This is a genomic window from Vibrio sp. 10N.247.310.98 (genome assembly GCF_041467395.1).
Lineage (GTDB): Bacteria > Pseudomonadota > Gammaproteobacteria > Enterobacterales > Vibrionaceae > Vibrio > Vibrio crassostreae_C.
Window position 1 is genome coordinate 189,190 of sequence record NZ_JBFSUL010000001.1, and the last position, 23,288, is coordinate 212,477.

Here is a 23,288-nt window from a genome sequence, read left to right on the forward strand (position 1 = left end):
TAAGTTAGGTCGTATACTAGAAGTCCTTGATGACGTTTTTATTTCAGTTTTTTGTCAGAAGAGTTACATATGAAAATCAGAAAAATGGCTGTAGTTACAATAACTTTAGCAACATTGGCTGCTTGTAGCTCGTCACCTTCGCCTTCTCAGCTTAGTCAAACCGCACAGAAACCCCTATCAAAGTCAGAACAATTGACTACAAACGCTTATATGAGCGTGTATGAACAGTGGAAAGGCGTGCCATACCATTTCGGTGGGACCTCATTTCGAGGTATAGATTGCTCTGCTTTTGTTCAAATCGCCGTGCAAAATGCGACTCAACAAGCTCTACCAAGAACCACAAAAGACCAGAGTAAAAAGGGAAAAGAAATTGCGTATGGGCAGGCAACAAGCGGTGACTTGGTGTTTTTCAAGACTTCGATGACGGTGCGACATGTAGGCGTTTATTTAGGAAACAACCAATTTCTACATGCCTCGACATCGAAAGGTGTCATTATTTCTAGGTTAGATAACCCTTACTGGGCATCCAAGTTTTGGCACTTTAGGCGTTTATAGCGGTTCGAAAGATAAACCGCTGAGCGAGGTAACTCTAGAAAGATACGACTTAAACGCCCGTTGTTATTATGCTGATTAATTACGACGATAAATGAGCAAACAAACCGTTAATCGTATTTAGCAACAGCAGTATCAAACAGGTTCTTCACTAACGCGATGTACTCATCGAGGAATACAATTTGTTCGTTAGTCGCTTTCTTAGCCCACACACCCGCTAATACTTCACCAAGATCCGCTACTACGGCATCTGCTTCTTTCAAAAGTTGAAAACGAACGCTCGAATGCAACTCTGGGTTTTGCTCGAAAATAGCCATGATGTTTGTTGAAATCATGTCGGTAACAATGTCTTCGACACTTTCGTTTCCAGTATCACCATTACTATTGGTAAACACATCAAGGTTGAATGATAGGTGCTCGATTAAAGCCAAATAGCCATCGGTTTCTACAACCACAATAATTCTCCGTTTTAAGCTCTAGAGCAGATTAATACGTACTTGCCTAATACTATGTAAATGAAGCTATTTGTCATCACTTTATTGCCCAAAACTACATTTAAATGATCCTAGTTAGTATTTCAGCTTAAAATTAAATCGATATAGCTTTATGTGGTATACCTGCCTACTTACGACATAAGTAAATTCACGCTAAAGAAGTGTAAGACAAACTTTGAAGCAAAGTATTGCGCCAGTTAACAATAGCCCTTTCAACTTACTCTAAAAGCTCATTTGATTTAGTCGCTAGACAATAACAAGTTCAAACCTCTTTTCCAGATTGTGGCGTTCAAAACCGTTTCGATTGTGAGACCAGTTCCAAACTATTTCATCACGTCAGGTTTTCAATTTATGTTTGTATTTCAAAGAGCTTGAATCAGTTCGAGTTCACAATTCGGCCAATTGATTCTACGTAAGATGAAGAAGAGCTAAGAACATTGACGAGTGCGTCTATAAATTGTTCAGATTTATCCTAAACTATTGCTATTAAACAAACAGTATTTCTAACCTTCAATCTTTTTAACTTTCAGTCTTTGAGGATTTCCTATGTGGCAGGCCATTTCTCAACAACTTTCAGATACTCTTCTATTTAACTTTCAGATTACTGAACGTACCAAGGTTTCTGGTGGCGACATTAACGATTGCTATATGATCAGCGATGGTAATGAGCGTTACTTTGTGAAAGTGAATCAGCGAGAATTTTTACCTAAGTTTGAAATTGAAGCTGAGAACTTACGCTTGTTAAGAGAAACCTCCACTGTTTACGTTCCTGAGTTGGTGCTTATTGGCAAAACCAAAGAGTGCTCGTTCATTATTCTGAATTACTTGCCGACCAAACCGCTCGAGACGGGCAACAATAGCTTCGATTTCGGCGTTCAGCTTGCGCGGCTTCATCAATGGGGCGAGCAAAAAGAGTTTGGTTGCGACCAAGACAACTATATCGGCAGCACACTTCAACCCAACCCTTGGCATAAGAAATGGGGTCGCTTTTTCTCTGAGCAACGCATTGGTTTCCAACTGCAACTGCTCAAAGAGAAAGGCATCGAGTTTGGTGATATCGAAGACATCGTTGATGTGGTGAATATGCGTCTTGCTGGCCACAACCCTCGCCCTTCTTTGCTTCATGGGGATCTTTGGAATGGCAATGTTGCTAACTCTGCGTTTGGCCCAATTTGCTACGACCCTGCTTGTTACTGGGGCGATCATGAGTGTGATTTGGCGTTAACTGAATTGTTTGAAGGTTTCCCTAAAGAGTTTTATGAAGGTTACCAGAGCGTCAATCCACTCGACGTTGGCTATACTGATCGGAAAGACATTTACAACTTGTACCATCTTCTTAACCACTGCAATCAATTTGGCGGCGAATATTTAGCACACACTGAAGCATGCATTCAGAAGATACAGGCCGTTTAATACCAATTACAGCTGTTTATAACCGAATACGATTGGTATCAGTTACAGTGAGGAGAATTTGCCATGCATAAATACACAGAGAAACATGTCTCCTGTCCGCATTGTGGGCACGGTATTAACATCACGCTTGATGCATCTAATGGTAGCCAAGACTTCTATGATGATTGTCCAGCGTGTTGCAATGCCATTCATTTGGATATGCAGGTTGACGAAGTAAGAGACAGAATCAACCTTTCGATTGATGCCGATGATGAACAAGTATTCTGACAATCAGTTTCTCGTTTAAACCATGATCAAAAAAGAGCACCTCACGTGCTCTTTTTTAATTTGGTCATCGGTGTGATTTTATTGCCACCGATTCAATGCGCTTAGTGGCTATTTCTGGTTCGCTAATACACGCTCGACAGTATCAACAATTGCCTGCGTTTGTGGATCGAACTCAATGTTCACTTGGTCGCCTACTTCACGGCCGCCAAACAGAGTACGATTCAGAGTTTCTGGGATCAGGTGAACAGAGAAACGGTTCTCTTCCACTTCACCAATCGTCAATGAACAACCATCAACACCAATGTAACCCTTACTCAATACGTACTTCATCGATTCTTCTGGTAGTTCGAACCAAAGTGTACGGTTGTTTTCTGTTTTAATCACATCGACTAGGTTAGCCATCAGAGTAATGTGGCCAGACATGCTATGCCCGCCAATTTCGTCACCAAACTTTGCTGCACGCTCAACATTCACTTTGTCACCAACATTCAGTTGGCCTAAGTTCGTCAATCGCAATGTCGCTTGCATTAAATCAAAAGCAATCTGGTTACCTGAAATTTCCGTTACCGTTAAGCAACAACCGTTATGAGCTACTGAAGCACCAATGGCTAATCCTTCAACCATTTCATCGCTTAGCTCAATGGTATGAGTTTGAAACGACTCTTTTTTGTTGATAGCAACCAGTGTTGCCATGCCTTGAACGATACCTGTAAACATAAGATTCCTATTTAGCATTCTAGGGCGTGTTGACCTTTCGCGGTTAAATTTTGTTCGGATGGGGACGCCCAGTCATAAGCGTTTTAATCGCGGCGAGGGGGAAGTAGCCTAATCACTCTAAGCAAATCCCCCTCAACAAAGAGTAAAACGCTTTTAGCTGAACCCTTCGGGCAGCGTTTGCTGGCCATTTCTACTGCGTTATCGGCTTCTCATGTAGGCTAGCTACACATCAAAGCCTCTGCCTGTATAAAGGCCCAGCAACTCGCTGCAAAAATCAGCTCGAAAGATCAACACGCCCTAATAACAGTTTTTCATAGCAGTTATTGTGACATTTCTTTATGATTCGTCCAGTGGAAGCTTAAGATCATTGTCTCTGATTCCTTCAGAATGTCCTTTCCTACACTATTATTCTAATTTTCCCTCTTATTTGGAGTTGTTTGTGCATCGTTACAAAGAAGAATCCTCGAATCTAATCAAACTTGCGACCCCAGTTTTGATCGCATCTGTTGCACAAACTGGAATGGGTTTTGTTGATACTGTAATGGCCGGTGGCGTAAGTGCTATCGATATGGCGGCGGTTTCGATTGCAGCAAGTATCTGGCTACCATCAATCTTATTTGGTGTCGGTTTATTGATGGCGTTGGTTCCTGTCGTTGCACAGCTGAATGGTTCTGGTCGACAAGTCAAAATTCCATTTGAGATTCAACAAGGCGCATTTTTAGCGCTCGTCATCTCCCTTCCAATCATTGGTGTGCTTTTTCAAACACAATTGATATTGGAGTGGATGGACATTGAACAACTCATGGCGGAAAAGACCATCGGCTATATGAATGCGGTGATGTTTGCTGTACCTGCGTTTTTGTTGTTCCAAACATTGCGAAGCTTTACCGATGGTATGTCTTTAACCAAGCCTGCGATGGTGATTGGTTTTATTGGCTTGCTATTAAACATCCCGCTGAACTGGATGTTCGTATACGGAAAACTTGGTGCTCCTGCTCTGGGTGGTGTTGGCTGTGGCGTTGCAACGGCTATCGTATATTGGGTGATGTTTGCACTACTGTTCGCTTACGTTTTAACATCAAAGCGTTTGGCGAAAATCAACATCTTCGGTACGTTCCATAAACCGCAACTTAAAGCTCAAATTCGTCTGTTTAGACTTGGTTTCCCTGTGGCGGCCGCTATCTTCTTCGAGGTAACTCTGTTTGCGGTGGTTTCTCTGTTAGTTGCACCATTGGGTTCATTGATTGTTGCCGCGCACCAAGTCGCGATCAACTTCTCTTCGCTGGTCTTCATGATTCCAATGAGTATCGGTGCAGCCGTGAGTATTCGTGTTGGCCATAAGTTGGGCGAAAACAACACCGAAGGTGCGAAGATCGCGACACACGTGGGTATCATTGTTGGTTTAGTGACAGCCCTTATGACAGCGGCGTTAACGATTCTGTTTAGAGAACAGGTTGCATTACTTTACACAGAGAACACGGCAGTAATTATGGTTGCAATGCAGTTGCTGTTGTTCGCGGCGGTTTATCAATGTACTGACGCCATCCAAGTTATCGCTGCGGGTGCTCTGCGTGGCTACAAAGACATGCGTTCAATCTTCAACATCACCTTTGTGGCTTACTGGTTGCTTGGTCTTCCTATCGGTTACATCTTGGGTATGAAAGATTGGATTGTTGACCCTATGGGTGCGCACGGCTTCTGGATTGGTTTCATCGTCGGTCTAACGTCAGCCGCGATTATGCTGGGTATGCGTCTACACTGGATGCACAAGCAGGACGATGACGTTCAGTTAGAATTTAGTTCTCGCTAGATTCGTACTCGCTAAGTCGGTCTATCTGATTTCGAATAAAAAAAAGAGCTCTGATTTTCAGGGCTCTTTTTCGTTTAATGGTCAGGTAGATCGTATCTGCCTTAATATTCACTCTTCTCTCGAACAAAGCGGGCAAACTTGGGTTTTCCGTTTTGAGTAAAACCATTGTAGCGAAAGGTAATACGGCTGCCGATCTCTGGCGGTACAAGTCTCATTTGGTCAGTGAACCCGCTACCTATATAAAATTCCACACCCTCTTCTGTGTGAACCAGAATTGACCCCATCATCCCTTTGTACTTCCCTGTCCCACCCCTATAGCCAATAACCGTGGCTTCGGCATCGTGATGCCTTTTAAGCTTTAACAAATCATTACTTCGGCCTGCTTGATAACGACTGGTGATTTTTCTAAGCATCAAACCTTCGCCATTACGCTCATCGACATTATCAAGTTGATGAAACAAAGCCTCTTCACTGTGAATTGGTACATGTTCTATGTAGCTGACATGAGATTCTCCAATCACGCTTACCCAATGCAAAATGTTGTAATAGCGCTTTTGATAATCTCCCGCAGCGCCGGGCATATCAAACAGCATGAAATCGATTTGGCGCCATGCTGTGTCACTCGGCGTATGGTCGAGAACGGTAGATTGAACAAGGTGGAACTTGCCCCTTCCTGCCCACAACTCTCCTTCGAGATGGACCTTAGGTAAGTTTTCCGTAAACCACTTGGGTGAGTAAATACGATTACCATTGCGTGTATAAAGATGTTGTCCATCCCATAGAGCCCGAATCCCATCAAGTTTTTCACTCTTCCAGTATTCAGAAACATCTATGCCTTGCTGGTAGGAGTTTGCAAGCACCAAATAGTCCGGAGGTAAATAGGATGAATGAGATGAAAGCGAACACACCCATAGAGTGGCTAAAGCCAGTTTGGTTAATCTCATCATCTTCTCCGTATTAATAACTGTAGTGGTCAACAAATGCTTTTAATCGTAAGTGCTCTAACACGCAGTTAGACAATCTTTGCTAGAAGATGCGATCCACTCATCAACCTTATCTAACCCTTGCATCTATTCATTAAATTAATGACTTATAGCTCTCATATGATCCGCCGTTTTTAGTTCTCAAATTGAGAAATGCCTTTTCTCAATTTGAGATGGGAATTCACGATAAATATAAGCCATTGAAAAATAACAACATAAAAGTTGGCACATTCAGTGCAATTGTCCATACATACTGAAAAGGAGATATCGCTATGGAACTACGTAAGATTGATTTAAACACAACGACACTGACACTTTCTATTTTCGGTGATCTGGATGCAGCAGGCAGTCGTGATGCACAAACCGACATCGATGATGTGATTTCTAACGATGGTCACCCTGAAATCGAAGTTGATTTTAGCCAGGTTGAGTTTTTAGATTCATCTGGTGTTGGCGCGATTGTTTATATGTTCAAACGTCTGACTGAACGCGAGCGCAACATGCGACTTGAAAATGTGACGGGTCAACCTCTTGAAATTATGAACTTGCTGCGTATTGGCCACGCTATCCCAGTAAATTCAAAAAATCCTGCAAATTCATGAAGACCCACTAAGCTAGAAGTAACAAAAAATAATAAGAAAAATTAGAAACATAGGACGTTGGCATGAAAATACTGAAAAACTACATAGCCCTTTCTCTGTCCGCTCTCGTTCTGGGTGGCTGTACTAGCTATCCTGAACAAGGCACAGGGGGTTTGGCTGAAAGTTACGATTCTATTAACTATCAAAACTCAGACTTCTCTCCTGTCATGCCAGACGAGCCTCTTGGTCCGGAACATGGATTACGCTTTGATTGGCAGCTCGCTAAATTGCACCTTGATGCTTTGATTCAAGAAGGTGCTCGTTGGTGTTTCCCCGCTGCTGTTGTTCAAGCAATCGAAAAGCAAAATCGTATTGCTCGCGAACTTCAAGGTGGTCTACTACTGGATGCAGCCAACGACTTAGTGATCCAAAGAAAACGCCTAAATGAACTTGAGGTCCAACTGGATTACGTAACTTCACAAGCCCGCTGTGAGCCACCACAAAATGAAAATCAATTTAGAATGCAACTGTCGGTTATTGAACAGTTGTATGACCTACTTAATGTTGACAACCAATTTGCGGAAAACTCGACTGAAGTAAATCCTAAGTATATGGGAAGACTGGCCGAGGCGACCACTTTACTTAAAGAACACCAATCTCTAGACCTCGTTGTTACCGGCCATGCAGATGCGACAGGTACCGAAGAATACAACGATAAGTTAGCACTTGGACGAGCGAAACAAGTCGAACGCTACCTGACTATATTTGGCCTAGGCGCTCAACGAATCAAAGCCGTCTCTGTTGGCGAAACCGTCCCTCTTTTTGAAGGTGACTCCGACGGCACACGTTTAACTAACCGCCGAGTAAGTATCGAAGTTATCTCGCCTAAGAATGCCGAGAAAATGGGAGGTGGATTATGAAATTATTGATCGCTTTTATCATCACCCTATCGTTATGCTTTGCGAATGTCGTCAATGCTAACGATGAGTTTTCAGACGCGGTTCAAGTCGGTGACCTTATCCAAGTTAACGTACCCGGTGAAAGTACCTTAAACACGGGGTTCCAAGTGGATAAGCGTGGCCGTATTACCCTTCCTGAAGTAGGCGCTGTGTTTGTTGCAGGTTACGACAGTGAGCAGCTTAACAAAGTGGTTCTAGAGTCGCTGGCAACCGCCTATAAAGATCTTTCGAACGCTTCAGTCTATGTAAAAGAGCAGCAAATCATCATCTACGTACAAGGTTATGTAGAACAGCCTGGTGAATACACGCTCGCATTAGGTTCTAGCATCCAAATGGCACTTTACGCTGCGGGTGGTTTACGCCCGGGCGCGCAACTGGATAAGCTGATTCTTAAGCGAGGCGCAGACAAGAAAGAGTTTAACTACAAACGATTCCTTGATTCAGGAGACGAGTCAGCATTACCTACTCTTCAATCACTGGATTCACTATTCGTTCCAGCTTCTCCATTAGTCGGTAACATCGAGCAAGAGTTTGACGCAGCAAAGCTTGCTAACTCAGGTGACAGTGCTGATTCTCGTAACTCCATCAAAGTGTTTGGTGAGGTGAACGCGCCGGGTTCGTTCACTTACAAAGAGAACACCGACCTTGTCGACGTACTTATGCGTTCGGGCGGCGTAACTCGTTATGCCAGTGTTGAGCAAATCCGAGTGATTTCGAACAACACCCCAACGCTATTCAACCTAAAACGTTACTTAGATTCTGGTGACGAAAGTCTGCTTCCAATTTTACGCCCGGGTGCGACCATTTTCGTTCCCAAGCAAGAAGAAGAGATCAAATCCGGCGCCAACATGGTTTACGTAATGGGCGAAGTCGCAGCCCCTGGTGCTTTTGAAGGCAAAAGAGACGCGACCTTTATGGATATCTTGGCGAATGCGGGCGGCCCAACTCGATTTGCAGAGTCACGACAAATCCGTGTTATCAAAGCAGATGGCAGAGTGCTTAAATTCGATTTAGCGGCTTACACTGAAGGCTTACCTAACTCTAACCCTCCTAGCATCAAAGCTGGTGACGCGATTTTCGTTCCCGAGAAAACCGACATGAACGAGAAGTCTTGGTTGAAAATTACGCCAGACCGAGCGGTTAACGTGATTGGTGAGGTGAATCGACCTGGTCGTATTGAATGGTCAGATGAAATGAACTTCATGGGGCTATTGGCACACGTTGGCGGCCCTACGCTACGCGCAGACACATCAAAAATTGAAGTCGTGACTGGTAGAAAGTTGGTTGTGTTTAACCTTGATGATTTTATTCGAAATGGTGCGCCACGTGATCAAATGCCACAAATTCTCGCGGGTTCTATCGTGCGCGTTCACGACTTGCCACAAGATCCTTCAGACAATAAATCACAATGGGTTCGTCAAAGCTCTGATGCTTCGATCTACATCTTTGGACAAGTGAATGCGCCTGGTCGTTACCGCTTCACCAAAGACATGCACTTCCTTGATATCTTGTCAGCGGCTGATGGCCCAACAAAGGATGCCGACATCCACAATGTTCGAGTAACGCATCGTGACAAAACCTATTCGCAAGTAAGCAAACTTAACTTATCACTGTACTTCGAAACCGGTGACGAATCGTTACTGCCAAACGTAACCACTGGCGACACGATTTACATCCCAGAGAAAGGCAAAAACTGGTTAGATACACCGAAAGAAGAAACCGTTCGTGTGCTTGGTGCGATTAACAACCCAGGGCGTTATGTATTCAACGACAACATGACCATTCTAGATATTCTGGCAGAAGCTGCAGGCCCTACCGACAATGCTTACGTAGAGAAAATTACCATCGTCAATATGTCTTGTTGCCAAGGTCAGGCTCGTACTTTTGACCTTGTTGAATTCAGCAAAACGGCGAACATTTACAACCTGCCGGTGCTGCGCGCCGGTGACACGATTTACATTCCAGACCGTCGCGAAAGTTTTATTGAGAAAGCACGAGTCGGACTTGATGACATACTGCGTATCACCACGACCATCGTATTAATAGGAGCTTTATAATGACTATTTCAGCGACCCATGCCGAAGTCGAGCAACTGTATTTAGCTTCTGAACTTAACGGCCAAAAATCAATATGCGTCACCGCCTGCCATTCAGGTGACGGCGTAACATCTATTGCAACCGCATTAGCCGAGCGTTTTCTTCTTGCGGGTCATTCTACGCTTTATGTTGATCTCAACTTATTCAACCCTGCTTTCAAAGATTTGAATATGCTAGAAGATAATCAGCAAGGTCAATTGATTGAACATGTTGAATCTCAGCGTACATTTATCGGTGTCCCTGCTCCACAAGTTGCTTCAACGCAATTGGCTTATAAAGATCCGACAACGTTACAAAAAGTGGTCAACAAATGGTTAGAGAAATACGACAGAGTCATCATTGATACCTCACCGCTTCTCAACATAAACAAAGGAAACATTCCGGCGCAGTCTGTGGCGAGTGCTTGTGAAAGCACACTAATGGTTGTCGCTTATGGTGAAACTTCGAGTCACCACCTAGAACAAGCGAAAAAGCTGCTTGATGCACAAAGTATCAATCTAATGGGCTGCGTGATGAACATGAAACAAAAACCTAGCTTTGCACAAGAGTTGGTCAGACAAATCAATCGAATGAAATTCATCCCCGCTAAGTTTCGCGATAGCTTGGCAAACAAGCTGTATCAAAATGAGTTTTTGAACCTTCCGATGTAACTTTCTTTTGCTACTTTCTGGCTGTCATTAAACCATGACAGCCACCTATCTTATTAGACTTCAAGCTCCAACAGTTCTGAATAAATAAAAACCAAATTGAGTGTTTTTGGCGAAAATATGACTAAAAATACGATTTTAAAAACTATTCAACGCATTTCACGCACGCAAGCTGTGGTCTTACCACCTTTAAACTCATCCAAAAATCAACAGCCCCACACCTAACTTTAGCGGTAATGTGACACAGGCGGTTAAAGTGCCATGTAAATCGAATCAAAGATGGAATTCGTACGATTATTCCCTAAGATTATAAATAGAGGTGGTTTTTGACGAATTTGTAATAGTTTGACAAAGTTATCCGATGGCTGTTGAAACACAGTGGATGAATTAGCAAATCACACTTCACTGACTTTGCACGTTTATCTATTCAAACTTCACCCATCCCTCCTTCTGCTCAAATGGTTCAAATACACGGAAAGGATCACCATCGAGCAATTTAGATAATCAATTTACCTTGGTTACCTTAGTTGTATTATTAAAGAGAAAGGAAACTCAATATGAAATACAAGTTAAGCTCCGTATTTTTGTTAGTAGCAGCAGCCAGCGGTAATGCTAACGCTGGAGAATGTGGCAGCGTAACAATTGCAGATATGAACTGGAACTCTGCAACACTGATCGCCAATATCGACCAATTCATCCTTGAACATGGTTATGGGTGTGATGCTGAACTTATCCCTGGCGACACTATGCCAACAGGCACGTCTATGATCGAAAAAGGCCAGCCTGATGTTGCACCTGAACTTTGGAGCAACAGCTTAAAAGACGCATTAGATAAAGGTGTTGAAGAAAAACGTCTTCGCTACGCAGGTAAAGCACTTGTGAACGGCGGCGAAGAAGGCTTTTGGGTTCCAGCTTACCTAGTAAAACAGTACCCTGAAATGGCAACCATCGAAGGCGTACGCAAAAACGCAAGCTTATTCAAACACCCTGAAGACCCAGATACATCTGCATTCTACAGCTGCCCTGCAGGCTGGAACTGTCAGATCAGCGCCGGAAACCTGTTTAATGCTCTTGAGCTAAAAAACAGCGGTTTCACGATTGTTGATCCAGGCTCGAGTGCCGGCTTATCTGGCTCTATCGCAAAAGCTTATGAACGTGAAGAAGCTTGGTTTGGTTACTACTGGGCACCGACGGCTGTGCTAGGTAAATACGACATGGTTAAAGTCGACTTTGGCAGTGGCGTTAATGAGGAAGAGTTCCTTAACTGTACCACTAAAGAAGATTGTGAATCGCCAAAAGCGACCATGTACCCGCCTTCACCTGTTCACACGATTACCACTGAAAGTTTTGCGTCACGTGCTCCTGAAGCATACGACTACTTTACTAAACGTGGTTTCACGAACGACAAAATGAACTCGCTACTTGCTTGGATGGAAGACAACCAAGCTGATGGCGAAGAAGCGAGTCTGCATTTCTTAAGTGAATTCCCAGAAGTATGGCACCCATGGGTTTCTGAAGAAGTGGCTAAGAAAGTTGAAGCAGAGCTGTAAGAGCTTGATTTAATAACAAGTAATTACGCTTCAACAATAAAACAGAAATAACGTCGCTATACTTGATGTTATTCATGATTCGGAGCCCTTTTCATTAGCGATTTTCTTATCGCATGGACAAGTGGCTCCGAACTATAAGGATATAAAATGGCTGACAGCAATTGGTTATCAAGCTTTCCAGAGATGGAACGCGGTGATTTACGAACCATAAAAAAGACGCTAGATGGCGCATACCGTGAATTTTCCCGTGAATACGGCGAAATGATTGAATCTCTCTTTGACCCTCTTCTTTCATTCCTCGTTTGGTTTGAAAAACTCCTTATCTCAACACCTTGGATTATAGTCCTGGCTGTGTGTACCAGCCTTGTCTACGCAGCAAGCCGTTCTTGGAAACTGGCTCTAGGCTGTGTTGCTTCTCTACTTCTCATTGGTTACTTTGGAATGTGGGAAGACACCATGCGGACGCTCAGTATCATCACTGTATGTACCTTGGTTTCAATATTCTTGGGCATTCCGATTGGTATTGCGATGGCTCGTTCAAATCGAGCTCAGTCAATTGTTACGCCGATGCTCGATATCATGCAAACCATGCCTGCGTTCGTTTATTTGATTCCAGTGGTAATGCTACTGGGCATCGGTAAGATTCCAGGGCTAATCGCCGTGGTTATCTACGCGATTCCACCTGTAATTCGTCTAACTAACCTAGGCATACGCTTAGTTGATAAAGAAGTCCTTGAAGCCGCTACCGCTTTCGGTGCGAGCAAAAAGCAACGCTTATGGGGTGTTCAACTTCCTCTAGCAATGCCAACGATCATGGCGGGTATTAACCAAACCATCATGATGGCACTGTCTATGGTTGTTATCGCATCCATGATTGGTGTGAAAGGCCTAGGACAACCGGTTCTCAAATCGATTACTAACCAGTACTTCACATTAGGCTTGATGAATGGTTTCGCCATCGTTGCCCTCGCAATCCTTTTTGACCGCGCTTCACAAGCGTACGCAAGAAGAACTAATGCGCATTTAGGAGGATTCAAGCATGACTAAACCATTGATTGAAATTAGTGGTCTGTACAAGGTGTTTGGACCGAAACCAATGTCTGTTATGAACCGAGTTCAAAACGGCGAACACAAAGATCAGATTCTTGCGGATACGGGTCATACCGTTGGTTTGAAAGAGATCAACCTTGAGATTAACCGTGGTGAAATCTTCGTTATCATGGGGCTTTCTGGCTCGGGTAAATCGACGCTGATTCGCCACTTCAACCGTTTGATTGACCCGACTCAAGGTAAAATCATGGTTGAAGGCATTGATGTGATGAGCCTCAACACTAAACAGCTAGAAGAGTTCCGTCGTCATAAAATGTCGATGGTATTCCAACGCTTTGGCTTAATGCCTCATCGCACTGTGGTTGAAAACGTTGCGTACGGGTTGGAAGTACAAGGCATCAAAAAAGAAGACCGTTTAGCGAAAGCCAACGAATGGTTAGAAACGGTGGGCTTAAAAGGTTACGGCAAGCAATACCCAGCGCAACTTTCAGGTGGTCAGCAACAACGTGTTGGGCTTTCGCGCGCTCTGTGTACTAACGCTGAAATCTTGTTAATGGATGAAGCCTTTTCGGCACTCGACCCTTTGATTCGAAGTGAAATGCAAGACCAGCTTATTGAACTTCAAGAGAAGCTTCATAAGACGATTGTTTTCATCACACATGATCTGGACGAAGCACTCCGCCTAGGCGATAGAATCGCAATTTTGAAAGACGGCGAGTTAGTACAACAAGGCACACCACATGAGATTCTGCTAAATCCAGCCGATGATTACGTGGAAGCGTTCGTGAAAGACGTAAACCGTGCTCGTGCACTGACCGTTGAAACCGTTATGCAGCCTCCTCTGTATCGAATCACATCAGAAACGATTGAAGGTGCTCTGGCACAGATGAAGATGCTGAAAAACGATTACGCTTATCACGTAACGGATGACGGCTATCAAGGCCTAGTCACACAAGAGAGCCTACAAGACGCAGTTGAAGATTCATCGGTACATGATTTTAGTGATGAGATATACGAAGAAGTCCCTGCCATCTTACCAGATGCGGTGATTGAAGAAGTGCTACCGGACACTATGTCTTGTGACTACTCTCTTCCAGTTGTTGATGAAGACGGTAATCTAAAAGGTGAACTCGAGAGAAGCGCTGTTGCTGATATCTTCTCAGAAAGTAGCGAGGAAGAAGTAGAAGCCGACCCAAAGCCAAAGATTGATAAAGCTTCGTAGTCCTACTTTTCGTGATTTAAAGCTCGGCTGTTTAAATTATCGCTATTTGCGTTATCGCTATTTGCGTTATCGCTATTTGCGTTATCGCTATTTAGATTAGCCCAAACTGCTTACCCCGCTCTAAGACCACTGTTGTTAATTCACTGCAGTGGTCTTTTTTATTTGTATCGGGCTCGTTTTCTTCTGAGATCTACCCGCACCTTAGGCTTTATAGGCACCTAAGTTTATATTTCATAAGAGAAAACAAAATAAAATCAGTCCGTTAGGTTTGTCACAAACCCAATAGCAAGATGAGTGAGATGCCAATTAAATGCTCTATTTGTACGGCAACCAGTTGAAATTATTCTAGAAAATGACTAAAACTTAATAGTATTAACAGATATTAAGCTCAATAAAAGGACTTAGTTTGATGAATTCTACTTTAGCGTCAGACGCAGCTACAAATCTAAACTCACAACAAGTGAGCGAGCTTGTCGATGAAAGCGTTCTGGAGCAAATGATTCGCGATACAAGTGCGGACATTATCCCTATCTTGATCGACCATTATGTCGAAGAATCACAAACACGCTTGGTCGCTATAAAAGAGGCAGTCACGCAGAAAGACGCTCAAACACTTGAGTTCGAGGTCCACACTCTCGGCAGCACAGCGCTTTCGTTAGGTAATCGCCCTTTGGGTGAATTAGCTCGAGCTTTAGAAAAGCTATGTTTAGAACAGAGTCATGATGCGGCATTTCGACAAGTTGATGAATTACTAGAGCTCGCAGAGCGTTCAATAAAAGCCTTGCTTGAAAGGAAAGAGGCAGGCTTCAGCTAGCTTTGCATGTTCATTATCGGTATCAGATTAAAAACTCAAAACAGTCGTTATTAATATAGTCGCCATAAGATGGGCTCCATCATGAACAGCAATGCGAGAAGTTATACAGGCCGCTTCTTAAAAGATTGCATGTGGTAGATAACAAATACACAAGACTCGTATTGATGGTTGCATATCACTATGTTATTGATTGGTTAGGATAAAGTTTCAAAAGGAATACACAATGCGCCCTAAGGTATTGTTAGTTGAAGACTCCACCTCACTCGCCGTACTCTACAAGCAGTACGTAAAAGACGAGCCCTATGATATTTTCCACGTCGAAACCGGCGCGGAAGCTAAGACCTTCATTGAAAGGCACTCTCCACAGCTTGTGATTCTCGACCTTAAGCTTCCTGACATGCCAGGCGAAGAAGTCTTAGATTGGATTACTGCTAACGAAATACCGACCGCTGTCATCATCGCGACAGCGCATGGTTCAGTAAACATCGCGGTAGACCTTATCCAACGCGGTGCAGAAGACTTCTTAGAGAAACCCATTCAAGCCGATCGACTCAAGACCTCTGTTAGCTTGCATCTAAAAAGAGCGAAACTCGAAAACCTCGTCGATAACATGCAAAGCAAATTCGATCGTGATCGTTTTCATAATTTCATTGGCTCTTGCCTACCCATGCAGGCGGTTTACAAGATCATTGATTCGGTAGCACCAACCACTGCCAGCGTGTTTATTAACGGCGAAAGTGGTACTGGTAAAGAAGTGTGTGCGGAAGCGATTCACCAAGAGAGTCAGCGTAATGGTAAACCCTTCGTGGCCATTAACTGCGGCGCTATCCCTCGAGACCTAATGGAGAGTGAAATCTTCGGTCACGTTAAAGGTGCGTTTACCGGTGCGACAACCGACCGGAAAGGTGCAGCAATGCAAGCGCATGGCGGTACCCTATTTCTCGATGAGCTTTGTGAAATGGAACTGGAGATGCAGAAGAAGCTCCTCAGATTTTTGCAAACTGGTACGTTTACTCCACTCGGTGGCAACCGCGAGATTAAAGTGGATGTCAGAATTATCTGTGCGACCAACCGCGATCCACTGGTTGAAGTAGAAGAAGGACGTTTTAGAGAAGACCTTTACTATCGTGTTCACGTTGTGCCTATCGAAATGCCACCGCTTCGCGAGCGAGGGAGTGACATTGTCACTCTTTGCAATCATTTCTTGAAGCTGTACGCGAAGCAAGATAAGAAGAAGTTTAAATCAATAGACAAAGAAACGCAGAATCTACTTAAACGTTATGCGTGGCCAGGCAATGTGCGTCAGTTGCAAAACATCATCCGTAACATAGTGGTGTTGAACAATGAAACGAGCGTGACTAAAGACATGTTACCGCCTCCGATTAATAAAGTAGATGCCGCTCCATCATCTAAATCAGTGACACCAATTCGAGTAACTGCGCCTCAACCTGCAGTTGTTGAAGCACCAGAAGCTAAGTTGCCACCGATTACTCCGGAAGAGTTGGAACAATCGTCAGTTGCTCAAGCTCACAATGAGCCGATGACGCCTGCATTTACCACAAGCGAAGGTGCTATTCGTCCAATGTGGCAAATAGAACGTGAAGCCATTCAACATGCCATCAATCATTGCGATGGGAATGTGTTAAACGCTGCTGTGCTGCTAGAACTTAGCCCTTCTACTGTTTATCGTAAGAAACAGGCTTGGGAATCGGAAGATGAGTACAATCAAGCCTAACCAAGGTGTACTCGACATAAACCTTCATGAGATTTGGCTGTTGATCGACAGCCAAACTTTTGGAGGCATAGAAACGCATGTTTTAGAATTAGCACAAGGCCTGATATCGGAAAGCGCTCAGTATTCAGAGGCTGTTCGTATCGTTCTTTTGACTAAGTTTAATCCTGAAGCGATCATCGTTGAAAAGTTGAATGCGCTGAACATCCCTTTTAGTTACCTCTCCGATTTAGCCTCATGTTCTGTAGATTCAAATGGCAATAGCGCGACACAGCTGAAACGTGCAGTTCAACATTATCAACCAAGGCTTATCCATGCTCATGGTTACAAAGCCAGTTTGGTCAGCAAGTTAATCAAGCTTCCGCCTCGTTTCAACAACACAAAGCAAATCACCACTTATCACGCAGGTGAAACCCCAACAGGCAAAGTATGGCTTTATGATTGGCTCGACCGTTACAGCAGTTTTCTTTCTGATCAGTCGCTCGTGGTCAGTGAAAAGATTAAAGCGAAAGTGCCGAGTCAAACCCATCAATTGAATAACTTTGTTAAAATGCCAAGCGGGTTAACATGCTCCCCTTCATCAAGCCCATTCCATGTTGGTTTTGTGGGGCGATTGAGCCATGAAAAAGCGCCTGATCGATTTGTTGCATTAGCCAAACAGTTTCCTGATGTTCGGTTTGAGCTTTTTGGTGACGGGCCAGAAATGGACATCTTAGTTAAATCGCAGCCTGATAATGTGACCTTTCATGGGCATCAGACCAATATGGACGACGTCTGGAGCCAAATCGATCTGTTAATCATCCCTTCTCGCTTTGAAGGCTTACCTATGGCGGCATTAGAAGCCATGATTCGTGGCATTCCCGTTCTCGCCACCTCAGTTGGTAACTTGCCTCAACTCATCGAGCATCAAGTTAACGGCTACCTTGCAAATTCAGAAGCTGAGCTAGAACAGTTTTTATCTTTGTGGATGTCATTGACGAACGAGCAGCGTGACTCTCTCAAGAGTCACGCGATAGAAACCGTGAAAAACCAATACTCTCCACAAGCCGTTGTCCCGCAGTTGTTGGAAATCTATCAACTCGACCGTTAATTCTAGCCTTAGTCGATAACTGGTTATTTGGGCTTGATGATTTAAGTACTTTAGTCAGTTTTATACTGATTCTCAAAATGACAAAACTCACCTCAAGGCTACGCCCTCACTTAATAATCCAACATTAAATCAGTAAGTTAAACAAAATGCATAACTGGCACTCACTTTGCAATCTTTAACATCAGGCGTAACTACGTCTTAAAAAGATTACGAGCCGAGTCCTAAAGAGTTTATTTGCCAATAGAGGTCACAATGGTCAACCCTGAAGCCAATAGATTGCCAGTCATCATCACGATCAGCACCTTGTGTGTTGGGCTTGGTGTTGTTTGGTACTTTGTGCCTCACCCTGCTGTCATTGTGGCGCTCGCTCTTGTGCCATTGGCCGGGTTATTCGTGTTAAACAAAACATTCTGGTTAGTTTTACTGTTCGTTGTCTTTTCATTTTTCCGAATTCACGAAGCTATACCTCAGCTCTATTCGCTAAAAATACCGCTGATGCTTTCATTAGGCGCTCTGTCGGCTCTTCTATGGCATGCATTAATCAGTAAAGAACTTAAAATCTTCTGGCACCCTTGTTTAAATTGGCTCGCCATATTTTGGGTATTGGTTTTCATTGGTATTATCTTCGCGTCCAACAGGCCAATAGCACTAGCAGAATTCAAGGGCGTTTATTGGAAAATTATCGTGATGACGCTTGCGATTACTTGGCTAGTAAACACCACTGAAAATCTCGCAAAAACCGCGATGACGATTATCTACGCTGGCGCTTTAGTCAGCTCTATTGCCGTGTACAACTCAGTAAATGGTATTGGGCTTGTCGAGGGCTCACGCGTGACTATTGGCCGCGATTTTGGCTCTATGTTAGGTGACCCGAACGACCTAGCACTGGTACTGATGTTCCCACTCGCCTTTACAATAAGCCAAGCCACTACGACTGGCATCTCACGATCCAAACGTTTAATCAGTGCCTTAGTTTGTCTGTTACTGCTCGCCGCCATTATTGCCACTCAAAGCCGTGGCGGATTACTGGGTTGTATTGCGGTGATTGGTATTTTTGCGTGGAAGCTAGTGCGCTCTAAAGTTCTCTTAATCTCAGTGGGAACTGTCGCGGCCGTGGTGCTCTATTTAGTTGCTGGTATCTCAGACAGATCTTCTGGTGGTGCCGCTGAACAAGGTATCGATGAATCTGCAATGGGTCGAATCTATGCTTGGGAAGCAGCAATAAAGATGGCAGTTGAGAATCCACTGACCGGCGTAGGGTTGAACAACTTCTTCTCGAACTACTTCTTTTACAGTTCGCATTGGGACGGACTGAATCACGCCGTTCACAGTACCTGGTTTGGTGTGTTGGCAGAAACAGGCTTTATTGGTCTGATCATTTTTGTCTGCCTTATCGTTTCTTTGATCAAAACCTCTCGCTCTACGCTAACGAGGTTAAAAAACTCGGCCACAGAAATCGCCCCCGAACTCAATGCGGTCGCCTATGCGATCTATGCAGGTCTGATTGGAACAATCGTGTCGGGTACATTTTTGACTCAAGGCTTCAACTGGCCGATTTATATCCTCGCAGCACTCACAGTTTGCGTCTCAAATGTATCTCAAACTGCCTGTCAAAATGAGAAAACCTAAAAGACACATTTTAACCTATTGAAAATATTATATTTATTAGATGGCACAATATATGAAAGTACTTCTATATAACAAAAAAGAGGATTTTCATTATGACGTCAGTATCTATACATCAATTCAAACATTGGCTTAAGTTTCATCCTAATTCTCGAATTAGAAATGTGTTTTTCATTTTGAAAAACATCAGAAGCGCAGAGCTACCTACCCCTAAACTATTTAATCGCTGTCTATATCAAGCGCACAAGCTAGTGGTGAATCTGGTTTCTGGCTTTACGCGATTCTTCTACTGGACTCCGGCTTTCAAAGGTCGTGTGGCTCAATGTGGCAAACGCCTGTATTTGTATGGAGGTCTGCCTTTCGTCAGCGGTCCAGTGCAAATTACGATTGGCGACAACTGCCGTATCTCTGGCCACACGACATTCTCTGGTTGTACTCAACAACTTGAAGGCTTGGAACACCCACTATTGTCGATTGGCAACAACGTCGACATTGGTTGGCAGTCGACTATCGCTGTTGGAGGTAAAGTGGTTATCTCTGACAACGTACGAATCGCAGGCGGCGCTTTTCTATTTGGATACTCTGGACACCCGCTTGATGCAAAACGCCGAGCGCTAGGTGAAGGTGACGACCCTCAGCAAATCGGTGACATCATTCTTGAACCCGATGTATGGCTGGGCACGAATGTAACAGTCAAAGGTGGCGTAACCATCGGCGAAGGTGCCGTAATAGCCGCAGGCAGCGTAGTAACAAAGAATATTCCTGCCTTCGCAATCGCAGGTGGCAACCCAGCTCGAGTTGTCGGTCACATCAAACCCGTTGAAGTGACAGAATCCGATATGTTCGATTCGTTAGAGACTCATGGAGGTGACCATGCGTGATTTAATCGTATTTGGTGAAGACTTTGGTGGCCTACCTTCATCGACTCAACATTTAGTTCGTCACCTTGCTAAGCAACACAAAGTCTTATGGATCAACTCTATTGGCTTAAGACAACCGAAGCTGTCCGCCAAAGATGTTAGCCGAGCGTTCAACAAGTTGTTTGGTAAAACCAAGGCCGTAACTCAAAACATGCTCGACTCTGAGGGACACGACAACATTACTATCGTTAACTTAAAGACAATCCCTGCGCCTGCTTCTAAATTTTCTAGAAAGTTGGCTCAGCAAATGATGTTGCGCCAACTAAAACCCGTTATTGCGGAGCTTAATCTTAAAGCGCCTATCCTTTGGACTTCTCTTCCGACCGCTGTTGATCTGTGCGGGCACTTAGGCGAGTCATCTGTGGTTTATTACTGCGGCGATGATTTTAGCGCGCTGGCTGGTGTTGATCATGACACCGTTGCACAGCACGAATCGGAACTGATCGATAAATCGACGCTTATATTCGCGGCTAGCAAAAAGTTGATGGATAAATTTCCAAAGCATAAAGCTCACTTGCTACCACATGGTGTCGACGTAAACCTGTTTTCAACACCCGCACCAAGAGCAAAAGATTTACCAAGCAACCACCGCCCTATTGCTGGTTTTTATGGCAGTCTTTCTAAATGGCTTGATTATGAAATGATTGATCATGTTGCGAATGCGATGCCGGAATGGGACTTTGTTTTCATTGGTCCAAACGAGCTTGATACGCTCATGCTGCCTAAGTTGAGTAACGTTCATTACCTTGGCCCTCGTCCACACCACACACTACCAAGCTATTCTCAACACTGGGATGTGAGCTTGTTGCCGTTTGTTGATAATGAGCAGATCCGAGCTTGTAGCCCTCTCAAACTTATGGAATACCTTGCGGCGGGCACACCAATTATCACAACACCGTTCCCTGCTTTGGTTCCATACCAAGAGCACGTGACCACGGTTGGCAGTGCGAACCAAATGATTTGGGCGCTTGATCATGCGCGCCAACTAAGCAATTCACCTATCTCTGTCGTCGAACAAGAGAGCTGGGAGAACCGTGGTAACTTTGTACATTGGATGTTGGAGCTATTATGAATAATCTGAAATTGCGGTTATTAGTCATCATCAATGCGATGTGGCGCCAACGCTACGTTATCGTTCTGCCAATGCTTATTTTGCCCTTTGTAGGTTTTGGTGTGAGCAAGTTGGCTCCAACTAAATATGACGCGCATACCAGTATGTTGATTCAAGAAACGGCCAAGATGAATCCATTCTTGGAAGACATTGCCGTTTCGACGATGCTCAAAGATCGACTTAACGCATTGAGAACACTGCTTCACAGTCGACATGTGCTTTACTCGGTCGCTGATGAACTGCAATTAACCACGCCAGATATGCCTGAAATTGAGAAACAAGAGATCATTACTGACCTGTCTCAACGTCTAACGGTGACTCAGCTTGGAAAAGATTTTCTAAAGATAAGTCTAACGTCGAACACACCAAATGGAATGGAAGCGACGCTGCGCTCGGTAAGTGAACATTTCATTGTACAGTTACTCGCACCGGAACGTTCATCGATTGAAGATTCAAGTAACTTCTTGAAAATCCATATCGACAAACGTAGCGCAGAGCTTGCAGAAGCAGAAGAAGCGCTAGCTGCATACATGAATGAGAATGTTCATTCGACGCCTGAGGTACAGAGCCAAAGTTTGAATCGCTTAGCTTCACTCAAACAAACACTGGCAGAAAAAGAGGCCGAGTTATCGGGTGTCGAAAAAAGTTTAGGGTCAATCGACCAACAACTTTCAAGAACCAACCCTGTGATCGGTAAATTAGAAGACCAGATCATCGACATTCGTAGCGACCTTACCTTGTTACAAGCTAAATACACGGACAAGCACAGTGCTGTGCAAGCTAAAGTGCGTGAGCTAGACAGACTAGAGAATGAACGTAAGAGTTTGCTCGAGGTAACCCAGCCAACGATGAACAGCGACCAGCTTTGGGACATCGCAAGTAGTACGACACTGAACAAACTTTCTGATACCCAACCTCTTCTGGTCACTCAATTACACAGCCTACAGCTGGTTCGTGCTCGCTTTGAGTCTTTAACTGAAGAGACCAAAAGCCTTCGAACTATGATTTTCGAATTAGAACACAAGGCCAATAACTTCGGCGAAAATGCAAAAGAGATGTACCGCCTTAAACGTCAAGTTGAAATCAAACGTCAACTATATGATGAACTGACAGAGCGTTATGAAATGGCTCAACTAACGGGTTCGCTTGGTGTATTTGAGCAAAACAAACGTGTGAAGATTATCGATTTGCCTTTCACACCGAGTGTCAAATCTAACATGCCGACTTTTGTTTTTATTCTGGCTGGATTCGTTGCAGGTATCGGACTGGGTATTGGTTTAGCGGTATTGTTTGAACTGTTTGATTCTTCAATCAAACGCAAAGACGAAATCGAAGATATCTTGGGTGTCCCTGTGATAACGGTGATCCCTAAAATGAGCTAGTCAGCCTCAAAGCCATTTTTGACTTGCTAGATTCACAGCTTTCAAATTTCCTAGCTTCGTGCTTCCTAGCTTTCTAGTTTCCAAGCTTCGTGCATCCTAGAGCAAAACGCCAACACTCGGTTGGCGTTTTGTTTGTTTAAAGCCCCAAGTTCTAATGCTACTCTCGATTTACCCAAGCCCTATGATTCAACCTGCCATTCAATCGTATTTTGTTTTGATTCCCATTTTGAGAAATGAAAACCGCACTGGAATTGAATAACATAAGTAACTGA

21 protein-coding genes are annotated in these 23,288 nt (G+C 43.9%); 18 read left to right on the forward strand and 3 right to left on the reverse strand.

Features of this window, described 5'->3' with window-relative positions:
* Positions 1 to 69 precede the first annotated feature (69 nt).
* Complete coding sequence (locus AB6E78_RS00750; RefSeq protein WP_017059602.1) at positions 70 to 555, forward strand: C40 family peptidase; 486 nt, start codon at positions 70 to 72, stop codon at positions 553 to 555.
* Positions 556 to 662: 107 nt separating this feature from the next.
* Here the strand turns inward: AB6E78_RS00750 and AB6E78_RS00755 are convergent, their stop codons facing one another.
* Entirely contained in the window at positions 663 to 1,007 is a 345-nt protein-coding gene (locus AB6E78_RS00755; RefSeq protein WP_010440912.1) for a DUF3802 family protein, read from the reverse strand.
* A 585-nt stretch (positions 1,008 to 1,592) separates the two neighbouring features.
* On the opposite strand from AB6E78_RS00755, the gene AB6E78_RS00760 reads away from it, so the two are divergent.
* On the forward strand, positions 1,593 to 2,459 hold the full coding sequence (locus AB6E78_RS00760) for a fructosamine kinase family protein (RefSeq protein WP_372132197.1): 867 nt from the start codon (positions 1,593 to 1,595) through the stop codon (positions 2,457 to 2,459).
* A 63-nt stretch (positions 2,460 to 2,522) separates the two neighbouring features.
* The gene (locus tag AB6E78_RS00765; protein ID WP_017059600.1) at positions 2,523 to 2,726 is read left to right on the forward strand and encodes a CPXCG motif-containing cysteine-rich protein; all 204 of its coding nucleotides are present in this window, start codon (positions 2,523 to 2,525) and stop codon (positions 2,724 to 2,726) included.
* Positions 2,727 to 2,834: 108 nt separating this feature from the next.
* Here AB6E78_RS00765 and AB6E78_RS00770 read toward each other — a convergent pair whose 3' ends face one another.
* Entirely contained in the window at positions 2,835 to 3,443 is a 609-nt protein-coding gene (locus AB6E78_RS00770) for a riboflavin synthase (protein WP_017063887.1), read from the reverse strand.
* Positions 3,444 to 3,882: 439 nt separating this feature from the next.
* Here AB6E78_RS00770 and AB6E78_RS00775 point away from each other — a divergent pair, with 439 nt between their 5' ends.
* On the forward strand, positions 3,883 to 5,253 hold the full coding sequence (locus tag AB6E78_RS00775; RefSeq protein WP_017063888.1) for an MATE family efflux transporter: 1,371 nt from the start codon (positions 3,883 to 3,885) through the stop codon (positions 5,251 to 5,253).
* Positions 5,254 to 5,354: 101 nt separating this feature from the next.
* Here AB6E78_RS00775 and AB6E78_RS00780 read toward each other — a convergent pair whose 3' ends face one another.
* Positions 5,355 to 6,197 (reverse strand): DNA ligase, encoded by an 843-nt coding sequence (locus tag AB6E78_RS00780; RefSeq protein WP_102393723.1) that lies wholly within the window; start codon positions 6,195 to 6,197, stop codon positions 5,355 to 5,357.
* A 311-nt stretch (positions 6,198 to 6,508) separates the two neighbouring features.
* Here AB6E78_RS00780 and AB6E78_RS00785 point away from each other — a divergent pair, with 311 nt between their 5' ends.
* From AB6E78_RS00785 to AB6E78_RS00850, 14 genes are all read left to right on the forward strand, one after another.
* On the forward strand, positions 6,509 to 6,838 hold the full coding sequence (locus AB6E78_RS00785) for an STAS domain-containing protein (RefSeq protein ID WP_050621341.1): 330 nt from the start codon (positions 6,509 to 6,511) through the stop codon (positions 6,836 to 6,838).
* Positions 6,839 to 6,900: 62 nt separating this feature from the next.
* Positions 6,901 to 7,737 (forward strand): OmpA family protein, encoded by an 837-nt coding sequence (locus AB6E78_RS00790; RefSeq protein ID WP_372132194.1) that lies wholly within the window; start codon positions 6,901 to 6,903, stop codon positions 7,735 to 7,737.
* Positions 7,734 to 9,833: an SLBB domain-containing protein gene (locus tag AB6E78_RS00795; protein ID WP_372132191.1), complete on the forward strand. Its 2,100-nt coding sequence runs from the start codon at positions 7,734 to 7,736 to the stop codon at positions 9,831 to 9,833. The genes AB6E78_RS00790 and AB6E78_RS00795 overlap by 4 nt, the downstream gene beginning before the upstream one ends.
* On the forward strand, positions 9,833 to 10,522 hold the full coding sequence (locus AB6E78_RS00800) for a tyrosine-protein kinase family protein (RefSeq protein WP_065677467.1): 690 nt from the start codon (positions 9,833 to 9,835) through the stop codon (positions 10,520 to 10,522). Before AB6E78_RS00795 ends, AB6E78_RS00800 begins: the two co-directional genes overlap by 1 nt.
* 554 nt (positions 10,523 to 11,076) lie before the next feature.
* Positions 11,077 to 12,069, forward strand: a complete 993-nt coding sequence (locus tag AB6E78_RS00805) for an ABC transporter substrate-binding protein (protein ID WP_372132188.1) — start codon at positions 11,077 to 11,079, stop codon at positions 12,067 to 12,069.
* Between the two features lie 147 nt (positions 12,070 to 12,216).
* Complete coding sequence (locus tag AB6E78_RS00810) at positions 12,217 to 13,116, forward strand: proline/glycine betaine ABC transporter permease (RefSeq protein ID WP_017059591.1); 900 nt, start codon at positions 12,217 to 12,219, stop codon at positions 13,114 to 13,116.
* On the forward strand, positions 13,109 to 14,341 hold the full coding sequence (locus tag AB6E78_RS00815) for a glycine betaine/L-proline ABC transporter ATP-binding protein (RefSeq protein ID WP_017059590.1): 1,233 nt from the start codon (positions 13,109 to 13,111) through the stop codon (positions 14,339 to 14,341). Before AB6E78_RS00810 ends, AB6E78_RS00815 begins: the two co-directional genes overlap by 8 nt.
* A gap of 409 nt (positions 14,342 to 14,750) precedes the next feature.
* Positions 14,751 to 15,155 carry an Hpt domain-containing protein gene (locus tag AB6E78_RS00820; RefSeq protein WP_017059589.1) on the forward strand — a complete coding sequence of 135 codons (405 nt, stop codon included), beginning with the start codon at positions 14,751 to 14,753 and terminating at the stop codon, positions 15,153 to 15,155.
* A 223-nt stretch (positions 15,156 to 15,378) separates the two neighbouring features.
* The gene (locus AB6E78_RS00825; protein ID WP_136978470.1) at positions 15,379 to 16,890 is read left to right on the forward strand and encodes a sigma-54 dependent transcriptional regulator; all 1,512 of its coding nucleotides are present in this window, start codon (positions 15,379 to 15,381) and stop codon (positions 16,888 to 16,890) included.
* On the forward strand, positions 16,871 to 17,977 hold the full coding sequence (locus AB6E78_RS00830; RefSeq protein WP_372132185.1) for a glycosyltransferase family 4 protein: 1,107 nt from the start codon (positions 16,871 to 16,873) through the stop codon (positions 17,975 to 17,977). The genes AB6E78_RS00825 and AB6E78_RS00830 overlap by 20 nt, the downstream gene beginning before the upstream one ends.
* Before the next feature lie 252 nt (positions 17,978 to 18,229).
* A complete protein-coding gene (locus AB6E78_RS00835) occupies positions 18,230 to 19,606 on the forward strand; it encodes an O-antigen ligase family protein (protein ID WP_017059586.1) in 1,377 nt (458 codons plus the stop codon).
* A gap of 92 nt (positions 19,607 to 19,698) precedes the next feature.
* A complete protein-coding gene (locus AB6E78_RS00840) occupies positions 19,699 to 20,484 on the forward strand; it encodes a DapH/DapD/GlmU-related protein (RefSeq protein WP_017059585.1) in 786 nt (261 codons plus the stop codon).
* Positions 20,477 to 21,595 carry a glycosyltransferase gene (locus AB6E78_RS00845; RefSeq protein ID WP_372132182.1) on the forward strand — a complete coding sequence of 373 codons (1,119 nt, stop codon included), beginning with the start codon at positions 20,477 to 20,479 and terminating at the stop codon, positions 21,593 to 21,595. The genes AB6E78_RS00840 and AB6E78_RS00845 overlap by 8 nt, the downstream gene beginning before the upstream one ends.
* The gene (locus AB6E78_RS00850) at positions 21,592 to 23,016 is read left to right on the forward strand and encodes a GumC family protein (protein WP_372132179.1); all 1,425 of its coding nucleotides are present in this window, start codon (positions 21,592 to 21,594) and stop codon (positions 23,014 to 23,016) included. Before AB6E78_RS00845 ends, AB6E78_RS00850 begins: the two co-directional genes overlap by 4 nt.
* Positions 23,017 to 23,288 lie beyond the last annotated feature (272 nt).

Excerpts from the sequence above, each read along its gene's own strand:
- AB6E78_RS00750 (WP_017059602.1), top strand. The coding sequence starts at position 70 with ATGAAAATCAGAAAAATGGCTGTAGTTACAATAACTTTAGCAACATTG.
- AB6E78_RS00760 (WP_372132197.1), top strand. The coding sequence starts at position 1,593 with ATGTGGCAGGCCATTTCTCAACAACTTTCAGATACTCTTCTATTTAAC.
- AB6E78_RS00765 (WP_017059600.1), top strand. The coding sequence starts at position 2,523 with ATGCATAAATACACAGAGAAACATGTCTCCTGTCCGCATTGTGGGCAC.
- AB6E78_RS00770 (WP_017063887.1), bottom strand. The coding sequence starts at position 3,443 with ATGTTTACAGGTATCGTTCAAGGCATGGCAACACTGGTTGCTATCAAC.
- AB6E78_RS00780 (WP_102393723.1), bottom strand. The coding sequence starts at position 6,197 with ATGAGATTAACCAAACTGGCTTTAGCCACTCTATGGGTGTGTTCGCTT.
- AB6E78_RS00785 (WP_050621341.1), top strand. The coding sequence starts at position 6,509 with ATGGAACTACGTAAGATTGATTTAAACACAACGACACTGACACTTTCT.
- AB6E78_RS00790 (WP_372132194.1), top strand. The coding sequence starts at position 6,901 with ATGAAAATACTGAAAAACTACATAGCCCTTTCTCTGTCCGCTCTCGTT.
- AB6E78_RS00795 (WP_372132191.1), top strand. The coding sequence starts at position 7,734 with ATGAAATTATTGATCGCTTTTATCATCACCCTATCGTTATGCTTTGCG.
- AB6E78_RS00800 (WP_065677467.1), top strand. The coding sequence starts at position 9,833 with ATGACTATTTCAGCGACCCATGCCGAAGTCGAGCAACTGTATTTAGCT.
- AB6E78_RS00805 (WP_372132188.1), top strand. The coding sequence starts at position 11,077 with ATGAAATACAAGTTAAGCTCCGTATTTTTGTTAGTAGCAGCAGCCAGC.
- AB6E78_RS00810 (WP_017059591.1), top strand. The coding sequence starts at position 12,217 with ATGGCTGACAGCAATTGGTTATCAAGCTTTCCAGAGATGGAACGCGGT.
- AB6E78_RS00815 (WP_017059590.1), top strand. The coding sequence starts at position 13,109 with ATGACTAAACCATTGATTGAAATTAGTGGTCTGTACAAGGTGTTTGGA.
- AB6E78_RS00820 (WP_017059589.1), top strand. The coding sequence starts at position 14,751 with ATGAATTCTACTTTAGCGTCAGACGCAGCTACAAATCTAAACTCACAA.
- AB6E78_RS00825 (WP_136978470.1), top strand. The coding sequence starts at position 15,379 with ATGCGCCCTAAGGTATTGTTAGTTGAAGACTCCACCTCACTCGCCGTA.
- AB6E78_RS00830 (WP_372132185.1), top strand. The coding sequence starts at position 16,871 with ATGAGTACAATCAAGCCTAACCAAGGTGTACTCGACATAAACCTTCAT.
- AB6E78_RS00835 (WP_017059586.1), top strand. The coding sequence starts at position 18,230 with ATGGTCAACCCTGAAGCCAATAGATTGCCAGTCATCATCACGATCAGC.
- AB6E78_RS00840 (WP_017059585.1), top strand. The coding sequence starts at position 19,699 with ATGACGTCAGTATCTATACATCAATTCAAACATTGGCTTAAGTTTCAT.
- AB6E78_RS00845 (WP_372132182.1), top strand. The coding sequence starts at position 20,477 with ATGCGTGATTTAATCGTATTTGGTGAAGACTTTGGTGGCCTACCTTCA.
- AB6E78_RS00850 (WP_372132179.1), top strand. The coding sequence starts at position 21,592 with ATGAATAATCTGAAATTGCGGTTATTAGTCATCATCAATGCGATGTGG.